The 15,282-nt window shown below is 42.4% G+C and carries 13 protein-coding genes and 1 pseudogene; 13 read left to right on the top strand and 1 reads right to left on the bottom strand.

Going from position 1 to position 15,282, the window contains the following annotated elements; translation table 11 throughout:
• Positions 1-92 precede the first annotated feature (92 nt).
• From LOZ91_RS09350 to LOZ91_RS09290, 13 genes and pseudogenes are all read left to right on the top strand, one after another.
• A complete protein-coding gene (locus LOZ91_RS09350) occupies positions 93-1,661 on the top strand; it encodes a type I restriction-modification system subunit M (RefSeq protein WP_244783086.1) in 1,569 nt (522 codons plus the stop codon).
• Complete coding sequence (locus LOZ91_RS09345) at positions 1,661-2,911, top strand: restriction endonuclease subunit S (protein ID WP_244783085.1); 1,251 nt, start codon at positions 1,661-1,663, stop codon at positions 2,909-2,911. Before LOZ91_RS09350 ends, LOZ91_RS09345 begins: the two co-directional genes overlap by 1 nt.
• Before the next feature lie 9 nt (positions 2,912-2,920).
• Complete coding sequence (locus LOZ91_RS09340; RefSeq protein ID WP_244783084.1) at positions 2,921-3,772, top strand: HNH endonuclease; 852 nt, start codon at positions 2,921-2,923, stop codon at positions 3,770-3,772.
• Between the two features lie 17 nt (positions 3,773-3,789).
• A complete protein-coding gene (locus LOZ91_RS09335) occupies positions 3,790-4,701 on the top strand; it encodes a DUF5655 domain-containing protein (RefSeq protein ID WP_244783083.1) in 912 nt (303 codons plus the stop codon).
• Between the two features lie 28 nt (positions 4,702-4,729).
• Positions 4,730-7,606, top strand: coding sequence for a type I restriction endonuclease subunit R (locus LOZ91_RS09330; RefSeq protein ID WP_244783082.1), 2,877 nt, complete (start codon positions 4,730-4,732; stop codon positions 7,604-7,606).
• A 179-nt stretch (positions 7,607-7,785) separates the two neighbouring features.
• Entirely contained in the window at positions 7,786-8,220 is a 435-nt protein-coding gene (arsC, locus tag LOZ91_RS09325; RefSeq protein WP_005093706.1) for an arsenate reductase (glutaredoxin), read from the top strand.
• A 286-nt stretch (positions 8,221-8,506) separates the two neighbouring features.
• Positions 8,507-9,526 (top strand): annotated as a pseudogene (locus LOZ91_RS09320) (permease).
• A gap of 19 nt (positions 9,527-9,545) precedes the next feature.
• Entirely contained in the window at positions 9,546-9,785 is a 240-nt protein-coding gene (locus LOZ91_RS09315; protein ID WP_005093701.1) for a thioredoxin family protein, read from the top strand.
• A 192-nt stretch (positions 9,786-9,977) separates the two neighbouring features.
• Complete coding sequence (locus LOZ91_RS09310; RefSeq protein WP_005093699.1) at positions 9,978-10,298, top strand: metalloregulator ArsR/SmtB family transcription factor; 321 nt, start codon at positions 9,978-9,980, stop codon at positions 10,296-10,298.
• 6 nt (positions 10,299-10,304) lie between these two features.
• A complete protein-coding gene (locus LOZ91_RS09305; protein WP_074382687.1) occupies positions 10,305-10,778 on the top strand; it encodes an arsenate reductase ArsC in 474 nt (157 codons plus the stop codon).
• A gap of 5 nt (positions 10,779-10,783) precedes the next feature.
• A complete protein-coding gene (gene arsB, locus LOZ91_RS09300; RefSeq protein WP_005093695.1) occupies positions 10,784-11,824 on the top strand; it encodes an ACR3 family arsenite efflux transporter in 1,041 nt (346 codons plus the stop codon).
• A gap of 4 nt (positions 11,825-11,828) precedes the next feature.
• Positions 11,829-12,533: an arsenical resistance protein ArsH gene (gene arsH, locus LOZ91_RS09295; protein WP_035337425.1), complete on the top strand. Its 705-nt coding sequence runs from the start codon at positions 11,829-11,831 to the stop codon at positions 12,531-12,533.
• A gap of 94 nt (positions 12,534-12,627) precedes the next feature.
• Positions 12,628-13,707 (top strand): ArsO family NAD(P)H-dependent flavin-containing monooxygenase, encoded by a 1,080-nt coding sequence (locus LOZ91_RS09290; protein ID WP_005093691.1) that lies wholly within the window; start codon positions 12,628-12,630, stop codon positions 13,705-13,707.
• A 103-nt stretch (positions 13,708-13,810) separates the two neighbouring features.
• Here the strand turns inward: LOZ91_RS09290 and LOZ91_RS09285 are convergent, their stop codons facing one another.
• On the bottom strand, positions 13,811-14,794 hold the full coding sequence (locus LOZ91_RS09285) for an ion transporter (RefSeq protein ID WP_244783080.1): 984 nt from the start codon (positions 14,792-14,794) through the stop codon (positions 13,811-13,813).
• Positions 14,795-15,282 lie beyond the last annotated feature (488 nt).

Genomic DNA, 15,282 nt, shown 5'->3' with positions numbered 1-15,282 from the left:
CATGTCCTTTTCCACCTTTTTACTGCTGCATGTTTTAGAATTTTAGGTAAAATCATTTTATTAATGATTTACTTATTTGGAATTCTATAACAATGACCCAGGTACAACTGCAACAGCTACAAAAACAACTTTGGAATATTGCCAATACTTTGCGTGGCACCATGGGCGCCGATGAATTCCGTGATTACATTCTGGGTTTTATTTTCTTTAAATATTTATCGGAAAAGTCGGTGAACTTTGCCAACGAATTGCTCGATGGCGAAGACATCAGCTTTTTAGAGCTGGATGAAAACAATCCTGAGCATGTACCGTATATCGAAGAAATCAAAAAGAATGCCATTGCCGAAGTGGGTTATGCACTCACGCCAAAACAACTATTCCATACCTTAGCTGAGCGGGGCCGTCAGGGCGAATTCATTCTGGATGATTTAACTGCGACCTTAAAATCGATTGAGCAAAGTACTTTAGGCACCGACTCTGCCGATGACTTTGCCAACCTGTTTGAAGATCTGGATCTGAACTCGACCAAGCTCGGCAACAATGCCAGCGACCGTAATGCACTTGTGGCGAAAGTCCTGAGCCATCTGGATGATATTGATTTTGATATTTCCAATACTGAAGCTGATGTACTGGGTGATGCTTATGAATACCTGATTGGTGAGTTTGCCTCAGGTGCGGGCAAAAAAGCCGGTGAGTTCTATACCCCGCAAACCGTATCGACTTTACTGGCCAAGATTGTCACCCAAGGCAAAGAGCGCTTGCGTTCAGTCTATGACCCGACTTGTGGTTCAGGGTCGTTGTTGCTGCGGGTGAAACGTGAAGTCAAAGATGTCGATATGATTTACGGTCAGGAAATGAACCGTACCACCTACAACTTGGCACGCATGAACATGATTCTGCATGATGTGCATTTTGCCAAGTTTGATATTAAGCAGGAAAACACTTTAACCCGCCCGCAGCATTTAGATAAAAAGTTTGATGCGGTGGTGGCGAATCCGCCATTTTCTGCAAAATGGTCTGCCGATCCGTTATTTCTACAAGATGAACGCTTTGCCGCGTATGGCAAACTGGCGCCAAGTTCTAAAGCCGATATGGCCTTTGTACAGCACATGCTGTATCAACTGGATGACAATGGCACGATGGCGGTGGTGTTACCGCATGGCGTATTGTTCCGTGGTTCGAGTGAGGGGGTGATTCGTCAGTATTTGATTGAACAGATGAACGTGGTGGATGCGATTATTGGTCTACCCGCCAATATTTTCTATGGCACGTCTATTCCGACCTGTATTTTGGTGTTGAAGAAAAACCGTAAGCAGAGCGGTAATATTCTGTTTATTGATGCCAGCAATGATTTTGAAAAGCAGAAGAATCAAAACAAGCTGTTGCCGGAGCATTTGGACAATATTATTGCGGCTGTTGAAAACCGTCAGGATATTGAAAAATATGCGCATGTCGCAACTTTACAGCAAGTCAAAGACAACGATTACAACCTGAATATTCCGCGTTATGTCGATACCTTTGAAGCGGAAGCAGAAATTGACCTAGATGCGATTGCCCAACAGCTGCAAGACTTGGAACAAGACAGTCAAAAGACCGATGCGGTGATTGCGGAGTTTTGCAAAGAGCTTGGAATTACTTCGCCTTTTGCGGAGGTGAAGTAATGGCTGTGCCGAAGTTAAGATTTAAAGAGTTTGATCAAAAATGGGGAGTGGATGCTTTACAGGATCAAATAGATTTTTTAGCTGGATATGCTTTTGATAGCAAATTAATGAGTAATGAACCGCAAAAATATCAATTAATCAAAATGTCTAACGTTTATCAGAATCAGTTGGATTTAACCCGAAATCCATCTTATTGGACAAATATAGATAGTAAAATCGAAAAATTTTTATTAAAAAAAGGCGATATAGTTTTAACGCTTACAGGAACAGTAGGTAAAACCGATTATGGTTATAATGTTGAAATTGATAAAGATGATAAATTTTTATTAAACCAGCGTTTAGTGCGACTAAGAGCTAAACAAGATTTATCAGATTCTAAATTTATACAATATCGTATTTCAACAGATAAATTTTTCTACCACTTTTTTTACAGCTCTAAAGGTGGAACAGGTAATCAATCTAATGTAAGTATTGAAGATTTAAAACAATTAGAGCTCAATTTTCCATCCAAAGCAGAACAAACCAAAATCGCCACATTCCTTTCCGCAGTGGATGAAAAAATCAGCCAACTCACGCAAAAACATGCGCTGCTGAGCCAATACAAACAAGGCATGATGCAAAAGCTGTTTAGCCAGCAGATTCGTTTTAAAGCGGATGATGGCAGTGAGTTTGGGGAGTGGCGAAATAAAAAGGTTATTGATTTATTTGTAGAAATTAAGGATAAAGTCTTAAATCAAGATATTGAAACCTACAGTATTACAGCAGGAAAAGGGTTTGTTAGCCAAGCTGAGAAATTTGGAAGAGATATTTCTGGTCAGCAAAATAGTAATTATATTGTTTTAAAGCCACAGGATTTTTCTTATAACAAGGGAAATTCTAAAACCTATAAATATGGTTGTGTGTATTTGAATGAATTTGATTATTCAATAGCAGTACCAAATGTATTTATTAGCTTTAGAGCAAAAAACATAAATGAAGTTAACCAAAAATTTTATGCAAAACTATTTGAATATCATTATCTAGATAAGCATCTTAGATTACTTATTTCTAGTTCAGCTCGTATGGATGGATTATTGAATGTAAGTAAGGATGGATTTTTTGAAATTAATGTTCCTTATCCATGTTTAGAAGAACAAACCAAAATCGCCAATTTCTTATCTGCCATTGACCAAAAAATTGAAGTTGTAGTACAGCAAATTGAACAGGCCAAGCAGTGGAAAAAAGGCTTGTTGCAGCAGATGTTTGTGTAGGGGAAAGTTATGGCAAATTGGCTAGTAACCGTGAATTATGCTGAGTTTGATTTAGAAGCAGCTTATGATGCTTTGCCGCAGATTTATTGGAAGAATTCAGCTACTAGTGAAGGTAAAGGGTTACAAATCAATGATATTGTTCATGTATATGTGACCCAACCCATCTCAAAGGTGATGTATCAATTCAAAGTTATTGGGCATGCGGAAAACTCAGAATACCCAGTAGCACAGAAAGCATTTTGGTCGGATAAAAAGAAAATTGAAAGTTATCTAGGTGGGTACTCTATTTTTGAAAAGTTAAACAAAGTGGATAAATCCACTTTGTCTTTTGAATATTTCAGACAGGAAAACTTAATTCCTGATGCTCCTATTCAAGGCCGTCGCACAGATCGAGATAAAGCTTCAAATGATCCAATCCGCATTTTTTTAACTCATATTTTTAATGAGTTTAAAACTGATAGTGTGAATACCGACTATCCCGATGAAGCAGGTTTAGAAAATGAAACCTTTCCTGAAGGAGCTAAGCAAACGGTTTTAGTGAATAAATATGAGCGTAACCCTGAAGCAAGGGCTAAATGTATAGAAATTCATGGAACACGTTGTTATGTCTGTGGCTTAAGCTTTGAACATATGTATGGCTCATTTGCTAAAGATTTCATCCACGTACATCATCTTAAGCCTTTGCACACGATTGGCGAAGAGTATGAAGTAGATCCTAAAGAGGATCTTCGACCTGTATGCCCGAACTGTCATGCCATGCTCCATAAAACCGAAAATGGTATTCCAATGACAATTAAGAGATTAAAACTCTTATATAGCGTTTCTTTGAGTAATCCACTTAGACAAACATTTGAAGAATAAATAATTCGAGATTTTTAATGCAGCTTTATCAAACCCAAGCACAGTCATTAGTAGAACTTACAGAAGATCCTTTTCGTTTGGAAAGAGAAATTCAAACCCTGTTTGAAAACAATCTTTACAGTTTTACAGGTCTGGAATTCATCAAGTCTGAATTCACCATTAAAAATAACCGTATTGATACACTGGCTTTCGATCCCGAAAGTCAGGCCTTCGTAATTATCGAATACAAGCGTGAACGCAATTATAGCGTGATTGATCAAGGCGTTTCTTATCTGAATCTGATGCTCGACTATAAGGCAGATTTTATCGTTGAGTACAATGAGAGCCAGAGCAAACAGCTTAAACGTCAGGATGTGGATTGGTCACAGAGCCGAATCATCTTTGTTTCACCGAGCTTTACCGACTTTCAAAAGCAGTCTACCAACTTTAAAGATTTAGGCATTGAGCTGTGGGAAATCAAACGTTATCAAGGCGGAATTGTTTCAGTCAATCCATTGCAGAAAGCCAAATCAGCGCCTTCAATCAAGCAAGTGCAAAAGGTTGAGTCTGAAGATATTCAAAAGATTGCCAAAGAAATCCAGCAATATGATGAAGCCTATCACTTGGCGGAGAAGTCCGATGACATCAAAGAGCTATATGAGCAATTCAGGGACTCAATTCTGGGCTTAACCACCGATTTAGATATTCATCCCAAGAAAATGTATATCGCCTTCCGTAAGGGTAAGCGTAACTATGTCTATATGAGTATTGGGACAAAGCAAATTCGCATCTGGCTGAATATGCCTTTTAATCAACTGGATGACCCGAAACAGCTCGCGAAAGATGTGACCAATATTGGACATTGGGGAAATGGTGATTGTGAGGTGATCGTCTCAGATACAGAAAATTTAGAATATATCTTGAGTTTAATTAAACAAACATTGAAGTGAATAATTTAAGATTTTAGAGGGAAAGGAAATGACAGTACAAAGCGAATATCAACTTGAAAATGAACTGATCGGCCAACTGCAACAATTAGGTTATGCCTCAGTCACGCTCAAGGATGAAAGCCAACTACTGTCTAACCTAAAAACCCAAGTCGAACGTGCCAATGGACTTGCGCCACTGTCAGAAACTGAATGGAAACAAGTCATCAGTTTTTTAAACACAGGCACAGTGTTTGAGCGAGCCAAGAATCTGCGTGATCTGTTCCCAGTCAAATTTGATGATGGCAGCAGCAAGCACATCTTTTTCCTGTCCGATGATCCTAGCAAGAATATTTATCAAGTCACCAATCAGATTACGATAGATCACCGCGACTATAACGGCCGTACCAGCCGTTTTGATGTGACCTTGTTGGTCAATGGTCTGCCGCTTGTACAGATCGAGCTGAAAAAGCGCGGCATGGAAATTGCTGAAGCCTTCAATCAGACTCAGCGTTATACCCGTGAAGCCTATTGGGCTGGACAGGGCCTGTTTAGTTTTATTCAGCTTTTTGTGATTAGTAATGGTGCCAATACCCGTTATTACTCCAACGGCACCACAGGCATCGAGTTTGCCTTTCCGTGGGCGGATGTTGCCAACAAACATATCAATGAAATTGTTGATTTTGCTGATGCATTTTTAAATCATCAGCATCTTACAGACATGCTGACCCAGTACATGGTGATGTTGGAAACTACCAAAAGCCTGATGGTGCTGCGTCCCTATCAGATTTATGCAGTACAGAAAATTGTGGAGCATGTGCAAAACTCCAATCAGAACGGCTATATCTGGCACACTACAGGTTCAGGCAAGACCCTGACCTCGTTTAAAGCCAGCCAGATCATCATGCAAATGCCGGACGTGGAAAAAGTCCTGTTTGTGGTGGACAGGAACGACCTGGACACGCAAACCTCACGCGAATTTAATGCCTTTAAAGCCGAAAGTGTCGACAGCACCGATAGCACGCATACTTTGGTCAAGCAGCTGGATCAACGCCATGACAAACTGATTGTCACCACCATCCAGAAGCTAAACCGGGCCATCAGCACGGATCGCTATCTGGAATACATTGATTATCTCAAAGACCAGAAAGTGGTGTTTATCTTTGATGAATGTCATCGCAGCCAGTTTGGTGAGACCCATCAGAATATCAAGAAGTTCTTTGGCAATGCCCAGATGTTTGGCTTTACCGGAACGCCAATTTTTGAGGAAAATAGCCAGTCTAAAGCCGGCCTGAAACTCACTACAGATTACCTGTTCAATGAATGCCTGCACCAATATGTGATCGTGGATGCCATCCGTGATCGTAACGTACTGCAATTCCAGATTGATTACCGGGGTAAATATACGGCTAAGGGTATGCAGCACAACCTCGACTATGATGATGAGGTCGAAGGCATTGATACCCGGGAACTCTACGACAATCCACAGCGCCTGGAAATGATTGCCCGCTATATTGTCGAGACGCATGATACCAAAACCCGTAATCGTGAATTCACGGCGATGTTCTGTGTCAGTTCGGTCGATATGTTGACCCAGTACTATGAACTGTTTGAAAAGATTCAGGCTGAGAAACAGCAACAGGATGAAGAGCAGGGCAGGTTATTTAAGCCGCTGACGATTGCGACGATTTTCTCCTATGCCGCCAATGAAGCCGTGCCGGTGGATGAACAGAACGGGCTGATCCATGAAGAAGCGGCAGATATCCCGAGCCAGATCAATCCGTCCAGCCGTGACAAGCTGGATCGCTATATTGCCCAGTATAACCAGCAGTTTAAAACCAATTACAATTCTGGCGACCAGTTCTATGCCTATTACCGCGACATTGCCGATCGGGTCAAAAAGAAACAGATTGATATCCTGCTTGTGGTGAATATGTTTCTGACCGGTTTTGATTCCAAGCCCTTAAATACCCTGTATGTCGACAAGAACCTGAAATACCATGGCCTGATTCAGGCCTTCTCGCGAACCAACCGCGTCTTTAACGACAAAAAACCTTTCGGCAACATCATCTGTTTCCGTAACCTGAAACGCGCCACTGATGAAGCACTGGCATTATTTTCCAATAAAGAAGCGCAAAAAGTGGTACTGGTGCCAAGTTATGAAGAAATTCAGCAGGACTATGAAGTGGCAGTACAGAAGCTACTAAATATTACCCCTGATTATCAAAGTGTCGACGAACTCATCACTGAAGATCAGCAGCTGGCGTTCATTAAAGCCTTTCGAGAAGTGATGCGTTACAACGCCCAGCTGCAAACCTTTATTGAATATGATCAGGACCAGACTGCACTGGATAAACAGCATTTTGCCAACTTTGCGTCCAAGTATGCCGATCTATGTCGTGATGTACGCAAGACCACTAAAAAAGAAAAAGTATCGGTACTGGACGATGTCGATTTTCAGCTGGACTTACTGCACAGTGACCGGATCAATGTTGGTTATATCATCAACCTGCTACAACTGGCTGTGAATAGTGATGATGAAGACAAACGTAAGAAGTATGAAGCTCAGGTCTATGACCTGATTGGCAATGAAATCACCCTGTATGACAAGCAGGCGCTGATCCAGAAGTTTATTGAAGAAAACCTGCCCAAGATGATCAATGGCCAGAGCGTACAAACGGCCTTTGCTCAGTTCTGGGATGCTGAAAAAGAACAGGCCTATCAGTACCTCTGTACAGAAGAAAACCTGAAACCAGAAGCAATGAAGCAAGTTCTGGAACATTACGAGTTCACCAAACGTTTACCACGTAAGGAAGAATTGAAAGACTTGCTGAACTTTAAAGTGAAGCTGTTTGAACGGGAAAATGTGTTGAGTAATCTGCTGGTCAAGACCCGAAAGCTGATTGAAAAGTTTTATGTGGGGTTTTAACAGCAGCCCGTGAAGTGATCCAATAATCTAGAGCTAGAAGAGACTATTCATTTTGAAACTGCTTCAAATGATTTTGGACTTCTCATATCAGGTTACATCTGAAAAACACATATATTTTATATTGCGAATATGCGTATATTCATATATAAAGCTATGATTCATTGATAAGAGTAAAGCTCATGGATCAAATGCCAAAAGTCCAAATTTATCATAATCCAGCCTGTGGTACCTCACGCAATACGCTGGCTTTAATTCGCAATGCGGGAATTGAGCCTGAAGTGATCGAATATCTAGTTACGCCTCCTTCTCGTGATGAGCTGATTCAACTGATTTCTGATGCAGGTTTATCGGTAAGAGATGCGCTCCGTAAAAATGTCGATCCCTATACCGAGCTGAATCTAGATGATGCCGGCTGGAGCGATGAGAAACTGCTTGATGCCATGCTGCAACATCCGATCCTGATCAACCGCCCGTTGGTGGTTACCGAGCTTGGAACCCGATTATGCCGCCCATCGGAAGTGGTACTGGATATTCTGCCTTCGCCACAATTAAAAGCCTTTGCCAAAGAAGACGGTGAAATCATCGTGGATCAACAGGGCAATCGGGTAAAATAAAGTGTCCCCCCTACGAAAAAGCTTCAACTTGATTGGAGCTTTTTTATCTGAAAAACACATGGACGATGATCCATATCATTTACATACTGAATGAAATAGGTTCTTGAAGGATAAAGGAATTGGATCATCAGCAGGCAGTTTCCCCGTATCAGGTTTTGACAGAGAGTACCATTTTTCAAATCTTACACAGGCTACCGACTGGAAACTGTTGCGCAGGTCAATGGTTCAAAAATCTGCCGATGAGTGCATCGACCTGATCTCATCCCCCTAAAACCAGGAGCTTTAAATGGAAAGCATAATCGCGATTTTTGCCTGGCTGAATGATGTGCTGCTTAAAATGACCTGGCTCTCGGAAGGCGTGCGCTGGCTGGTCGAAAATGTCTTCGGTTTATAGGTGGTGACCCGGCTCGGTGGCAGTATTCACTTCTTTATTTATGATGTTTTTAAGATCTTTATTCTGCTCTCAGTCCTGATCTATAGCCTGTCGTATATCCAGAGTTATTTTCCGCCTGAACGCACCCGGCAGATTCTGGGACGCATGACCGGGATCAAAGCCAATATCATGGGGGCCTTGCTCGGCACCATTACCCCATTTTGTTCCTGTTCTTCCATTCCGCTGTTTATCGGTTTTACCCGTGCCGGACTGCCTGTGGGGGTGACCTTTTCCTTTCTGATTTCATCTCCCTTAGTCGATCTGGCTTCGATTATTTTATTGGCCAGTATTTTTAACTGGAAAATTGCCATGATCTATGTGGTTCTTGGTCTGATTTTGGCAGTTATTGGTGGATCACTCATCAGCTTTTTCAAAATGGAAAAGTATGTCGCTGAATTTGTTACGCAAAATAGTACAGCTCAGGGTGATGAAGATTTTAAAATGTCTGCGAAAGAGTGCCGGGAATTTGCCTGGGAACAGGTGGTGGAAATCTTTAGCAAGGTCTGGATGTATGTGTTGATTGGCGTAGGGATTGGCGCGGCAATTCATAACTGGATTCCTGAACAGTGGATTACCGCCTTGCTTGGTCAGGATCACTGGTATTCCGTACTGATTGCTACAATCATAGGCATACCGATGTATGCAGATATTTTTGGCACTTTGCCGATTGCAGAAGCTTTGGTGGTGAAAGGTGTGGGGTTGGGGACGGTATTGGCCTTTATGATGGCGGTAACAGCACTTTCCCTGCCATCCCTGATCCTGTTAAAACAGGTGGTGAAAACCCGCTTATTGAGCCTGTTTATAGGGATCGTTTTTGTGGGAATCTTGATTATTGGCTATAGCCTGAATACTTTGGGTGACTGGTTTTTATAAAATGTATGGAGAATAAAAGATGAAAATTAAAGTTTTGGGTACAGGCTGCCGTAAATGTAAGGCCCTGTTGGCTGCAACTGAAGAAGCAGTGAAAAGCACCGGTGTCAAAGCGGACATTGAGTATGTCACGGATATGATGCAGATTGCCGAAACCGGACTGTTAAGCACACCGGGTCTGATGATTGACAGTAAAATCGTATCGAGTGGTAAAATTCTGGAAGCTCAGGCTATCGCGGAACTGATCGAGAAAAATAAATAACTTCAAAATTAAAGTTGTAGCGAAGAAAAGCAGTGGTTCAAGTCGCTGGTTTTTCTATATTGGAAGAAGAGGGAAACTGTTAAATCCAGCGCTTTCTGGCTGTGATATCCTGATCCAGATATAATTTTTCACTTGTACTATTTACTATATATATGGATATGTATATATTTGCATAATAGAAGGGGAGCAGCTATGGACCACGTTCAGTTTTTTAAATGTTTATCTGATGAAACACGTCTCAGTATTGTCCTGCTGATTGCGGAAAATAAAGAGCAATGCGTCTGTGATCTGACCGATAAACTGCAGTTAAGCCAACCAAAAATTTCACGGCATTTGGCCTTGTTGCGGTCTTGCGGTCTGCTCAACGATCGTCGGCAAAGCCAGTGGGTGTACTACAGCCTCAATCCGCAATTACCGGCCTGGTGCTTTGAAATTCTGGACGTACTGAAACGTAGTGACGTTCCGGTTTTATTTGATTCTTCCGCTCTATCGATTCAGAGCCATTGCGAGTAAGTTTTCATGAAATTTTTGTTTTTATGCACGGGGAACAGTTGCCGCAGCATTCTATCTGAAGTGTTGTTCAATAGCCGTGCGCCAGAAGGCTGGGTCGCTTACAGTGCTGGCAGCAAACCTTCCGGTCAGGTGCATCCCTTGACGCTTGAAACCCTGCACAATCTGGGCTTGTCGACTAAAGGCTTATCCAGCAAGACGATTGATGCCTGTGAACAGTATCAGCCAGACGTGGTGATTACCGTCTGTGATGCGGCTGCACAGGAAGCGTGTCCTCTTTATCTTGGCGGAGCGATCAAGGCGCACTGGGGCCTGTCTGATCCGTCACATTTAGAGGTGGATAAAGAAGAAAAAATGCAAGCCTTTATGAACACTGTTGAACATATCAATCGTCGCCTGGATACTTTGTTTAAACTTAACGTAGATGAACTTTCTCGCTCACAATTGATTGCAGCGATTAATCAAATTTCGAATGTTGAGTAAGTCACATGTCTGAAAAACGCATGTCCTTTTTAGATCGCAACCTGACGCTGTGGATTTTTATTGCCATGGCGTTAGGCATCGCAATAGGAAACTTTTTTCCTCAAGCATCGGTTGCTCTGGATCAATTCAGTATTAATTCAGTCAATATTCCAATCGCGATTGGTCTGATTCTGATGATGTATCCACCCCTGGCAAAAGTGGATTATGCGACCTTGCCACAAGTGTTTAAGGATAAAAAAACCCTGACGCTATCTTTAATTCAAAACTGGTTGATTGCTCCGGTACTGATGTTTGCGTTGGCTGTGATTTTTTTGCATAGCTATCCAGAGTATATGACAGGCGTGATCCTGATTGGTTTAGCTCGATGTATCGCCATGGTACTGGTGTGGAATGGTCTGGCCTGTGGTGATAACCAATATGTTGCAGCATTGGTGGCGTTTAACAGTATTTTCCAGATTTTATTCTTCAGTACCTACGCCTGGTTATTCCTGACCTTCCTTCCGCCATATTTTGGTATTGAAGCTCAAGTGATCAATGTTAGCTTCTGGACCATTACCCATGCTGTTCTGATTTATCTTGGAATTCCGTTCTTATTGGGTTTCTTAACGCGCTTAATTTTGGTGAAACAAAAAGGCGTGGAATGGTATCAAACCAGGTTCATTCCAAAAATCAGCCCGCTGAGTTTAATGGCTTTGCTGTTTACGATTTTGGCCATGTTTAGCTTAAAAGGGGGTGATGTTGTGAGTCTTCCACTGGAAGTTTTACGCATCGCGATTCCTTTAATCATTTACTTTGTGGCCATGTTCTTTATTAGCTTCTTTATGAGTAAATGGATGGGCAATGATTATCCAAAAACTGCTGCAATCTCATTTACTGCGGCTGGAAATAATTTTGAATTATCACTTGCAGTCGCCATTGCAACTTTTGGTATTGCTTCGCCGGTTGCTTTTACCACGATTATTGGGCCATTGGTTGAAGTACCTGTGTTAATTGCTTTAGTGAGTGTTTCACTGTGGCTAAGAAAGAAATATTTTAAAGAGGCTTGATATGATGAACCTGCCTAACGTAGATCCAAATCTTATTGAACAACCCACCTTTGAAAAAGTCCAAGCCAAAGAACTAGCTCATCCTCCTCGGATTTTACTGCTCTATGGGTCTAATCGGGAACGTTCTTACAGTCGCCTTGCAGTTCTTGAAGCTGGTCGAATCCTTGAATATTTTGGGGCAGAAGTAAAAATCTTTCATCCTAAAGGGCTTCCTTTACCTGAAGATGCGGATACTGAGCATCCAAAAGTAAAAGAGTTGCATGAACTTTTAGCATGGTCAGAAGGCATGGTGTGGTGTTCACCGGAACGACATGGTTCTATGAGTTCCATCTTTAAATCCCAGATTGACTGGATTCCACTGGCAGGGGGCGCAATTCGTGCCACTCAAGGAAAAACCCTTGCCTTGATGCAAGTCAGTGGGGGATCACAGTCCTTTAACAGTCTGAACCAGATGCGTGTTTTGGGGCGTTGGATGCGGATGATCACGATTCCAAATCAGTCTTCAATTCCAAAAGCATTCCTGGAATTTGAAGAAGATGGACGAATGAAGCCATCAGCATTCTATGACCGGATTGTGGATGTGATGGAAGAACTGTATAAATTTACCTTGCTGACTCGTGGTCAAAGCAAATACCTGACAGATCGTTATTCAGAACGCAAGGAATCGGCTGAAGAGCTTTCCAAACGGGTAAATCAGCGCAGTTTGTAAGACTGAATTTGCTTGATCAGGCTGTCCGGTCAATCAGAGAAATCAGCAGAAACCCGCTGAAAAAGCGGGATGCTGCATCAAGAACGACAGAAAAATGCAAGGGGAAAAGGCTTTGGACATAAAACAGATCGAAACAGATGTGATCATCATCGGTGCTGGACAGGCCGGTTTGTCCACGGCTTATTTCTTAAAGCGCAAGAATATTCCGTTTATCATCCTGGATGATCAGCCTCAGCCTGGAGGTGCCTGGCAGCATGCCTGGGAGTCCTTGCGTCTTTTCTCCCCCAATAGCTGGAGTTCGCTGTCGGGCTGGATGATGCCGGCGACCGAACAGACCTATCCGACCCGCAATGAGGTGATCGATTATTTGACCGCCTATGAGCAGCGCTATCACTTTCCTGTAGTTCGTCCGGTGCATGTGGAGCGCGTGGAAAACAAAGGGACATATTTAGAGGTCTATGCCGGGGAACAATCCTGGAAAGCCAAAGCGGTGGTAAGCGCTACAGGGACATGGAGCCAACCATTTATTCCCGAGTATGCAGGTCGTGAGCATTTTCAGGGTATACAACTTCATTCAGCAGATTATAAAAATGCTGAGTTATTTAAAAACAAGAAAGTCATGATCGTGGGTAGTGGCAACTCCGGTGCGCAAATCCTGGCCGAGGTTTCCCAGGTAGCTGAAACGCTTTGGATCACCCAGACACCGCCGCAATTTCTGGCAGATGATGTTGATGGCCGTGTCCTGTTCTTAAGGGCGACCGAGCGTTTGAAAGCCCAGCAGCAAGGTAGAAAGATCGAGCAGCCCATTGGTGGTCTGGGCGATATTGTCATGATTGATTCAGTCAAAGAGGCACGTGAGCGAGGCGTTTTACAGAGCAAGCGTCCATTTTCGGCTTTTACCGAACATGGCGTGATGTGGGAAGATGGCAGCACCGCGCAAGTGGATGCAGTGATCTGGTGTACCGGATTTAAGGCGGCGCTGAATCATCTTAGCAGCCTCGGGATTATCCAGCAGGACCAGACCATCGCAGTGAAGGATGGCCGCTCGGTTCAGCTGCCGAATTTATGGCTGGTCGGTTATGGGGAATGGACCGGTGCTGCTTCGGCGACGCTGGTCGGAGTTTCCCGGACATCCAGGGCAGTGGCCGATGAAATCGCTGCGTTTTTAGATTGAAATGACTTGATCCTGCTTCAAACGAAAAAATTGAGTGAATAGCATCTGCCTGCAACAAGTATCATATCCTATGGTCTGATGCTCGCGATGATCTGGCTACCTTTTAATCAGGTAACTTATGCCCACAATGCGGGCAGAAGAAATACTTGTTTTTTTCCTGCTCGAGTTGTTCTTTCTTGCGCTCATGAATAAGCTCTAACAGGATATCCTGCATTTGCTCTGTGCTCAGCCCGACTTCTTTACGTAAAGTTTCAATTTTTTCTTGATCTTCAATCAAGTCAATTTCTGCGTCATCAAGCAGTTCACGAAATCTTAATTCCAGCTTGTGTTTGCGTTGTCTCAGCTCATTGGCCAGGCCATTGGCCAGAATACCCGCAGGAAGTGCTGCCAGACCTACCCCTAAAATGGTAATTAAAGCCCCCAGAAAGCGGCCTAAGGGGGTGATTGGTGTCACATCGCCATAGCCGACTGTGGTCAGCGTCACCACCGCCCACCACATGGACGCAGGGATGGAGCTAAAGACTTCCGGTTGTGCCTTGTTTTCAACCACATATACCCCAGCCGCCGCAATGATGATCATGATCAGCAGGATAAAAATAACTGCCTGAAATGAGCCTTTTTCGCGCTTGATCACCCGCAATAAAATCTGCAGGGAGACAAAATAACGGGTTAATTTGAGTAATCTGAATAATCGAAGGATTCGCAGGTAGCGTAAATCCAGATGTACAAAGAAATTAATATAGGCCGGGAGAATTGCCAACAGGTCAATGATGGCACCGCCACTGCGGATCCATAACCATCGGTTTTTCCATGCTCCTTCAAAGGGGTCTTTTTCCGCAATGGCCCAAAATCTTAATAAATATTCCAGGGTAAAAATAAAGATCGAGAATAATTCAAAGGCATCAAACAGCAGCTGATAGGATTGATAGAGGTCATTGATCGATTCAAGTAAAACGGCAGCAGTATTCCCAATAATCAATACGATCAGAAATATATTGATGACGCGACTTAAGATGCTTTCGTGTTCTTCATTATGCAAATTGTCGTAAATAAATCTGTGAAGCTTATACCAGGCCTTGAATTCCATAACAGTGCATTACGGTGCGATAAGATGCTTTGAGTTTAGCGCAAGCCTGGGCATCGAAAGGAAATTTTTAAAAAATTAATCACAACTGTGGAGCGGTGATTATCCTGGATTTTTAGGGCTAAAGTGAGTGTGCACGACTCTAAAATCCCCAAAGCGTTCTGGTAAATCTCGCTACGGAATACCTGAACGATACCGATACAATACTGTTTCAACAATTTCCCAACCTTGGCAAGGTCACCGAGATTCATTACATCAAGTGATAATAATTATAAGCATATGATTTAAAAGGTAGTATATGAGTCTTTATGAATTAAAGTTTTGATCAATTTAGATCATTTAATGTTGTTTTGGTCACTTTTTTTAGATTTTTTATTTTATAAAAGTCACCTAGATTTTGGTTTCAATAAATTTAATTTAAAATAAAAATTTATCATATGGTAAAAATTTATATATCATCAAGTTGAACTGTACCAAGATTGTCGGAGAGG

The sequence above is a fragment of the Acinetobacter sp. F-1 genome, assembly GCF_022869025.1.
GTDB lineage: Bacteria > Pseudomonadota > Gammaproteobacteria > Pseudomonadales > Moraxellaceae > Acinetobacter > Acinetobacter pseudolwoffii.
The sequence above is the reverse complement of the archived record's forward strand: the minus strand, read 5'-3'. Positions and strand labels throughout refer to the sequence as shown.

Excerpts from the sequence above, each read along its gene's own strand:
- arsH (WP_035337425.1), top strand. The coding sequence starts at position 11,829 with ATGAACCTGCCTAACGTAGATCCAAATCTTATTGAACAACCCACCTTT.
- LOZ91_RS09330 (WP_244783082.1), top strand. The coding sequence starts at position 4,730 with ATGACAGTACAAAGCGAATATCAACTTGAAAATGAACTGATCGGCCAA.
- LOZ91_RS09315 (WP_005093701.1), top strand. The coding sequence starts at position 9,546 with ATGAAAATTAAAGTTTTGGGTACAGGCTGCCGTAAATGTAAGGCCCTG.
- LOZ91_RS09335 (WP_244783083.1), top strand. The coding sequence starts at position 3,790 with ATGCAGCTTTATCAAACCCAAGCACAGTCATTAGTAGAACTTACAGAA.
- LOZ91_RS09305 (WP_074382687.1), top strand. The coding sequence starts at position 10,305 with ATGAAATTTTTGTTTTTATGCACGGGGAACAGTTGCCGCAGCATTCTA.
- arsC (WP_005093706.1), top strand. The coding sequence starts at position 7,786 with ATGGATCAAATGCCAAAAGTCCAAATTTATCATAATCCAGCCTGTGGT.
- LOZ91_RS09340 (WP_244783084.1), top strand. The coding sequence starts at position 2,921 with ATGGCAAATTGGCTAGTAACCGTGAATTATGCTGAGTTTGATTTAGAA.
- LOZ91_RS09310 (WP_005093699.1), top strand. The coding sequence starts at position 9,978 with ATGGACCACGTTCAGTTTTTTAAATGTTTATCTGATGAAACACGTCTC.
- LOZ91_RS09290 (WP_005093691.1), top strand. The coding sequence starts at position 12,628 with ATGCAAGGGGAAAAGGCTTTGGACATAAAACAGATCGAAACAGATGTG.
- LOZ91_RS09345 (WP_244783085.1), top strand. The coding sequence starts at position 1,661 with ATGGCTGTGCCGAAGTTAAGATTTAAAGAGTTTGATCAAAAATGGGGA.
- LOZ91_RS09285 (WP_244783080.1), bottom strand. The coding sequence starts at position 14,794 with ATGGAATTCAAGGCCTGGTATAAGCTTCACAGATTTATTTACGACAAT.
- arsB (WP_005093695.1), top strand. The coding sequence starts at position 10,784 with ATGTCTGAAAAACGCATGTCCTTTTTAGATCGCAACCTGACGCTGTGG.
- LOZ91_RS09350 (WP_244783086.1), top strand. The coding sequence starts at position 93 with ATGACCCAGGTACAACTGCAACAGCTACAAAAACAACTTTGGAATATT.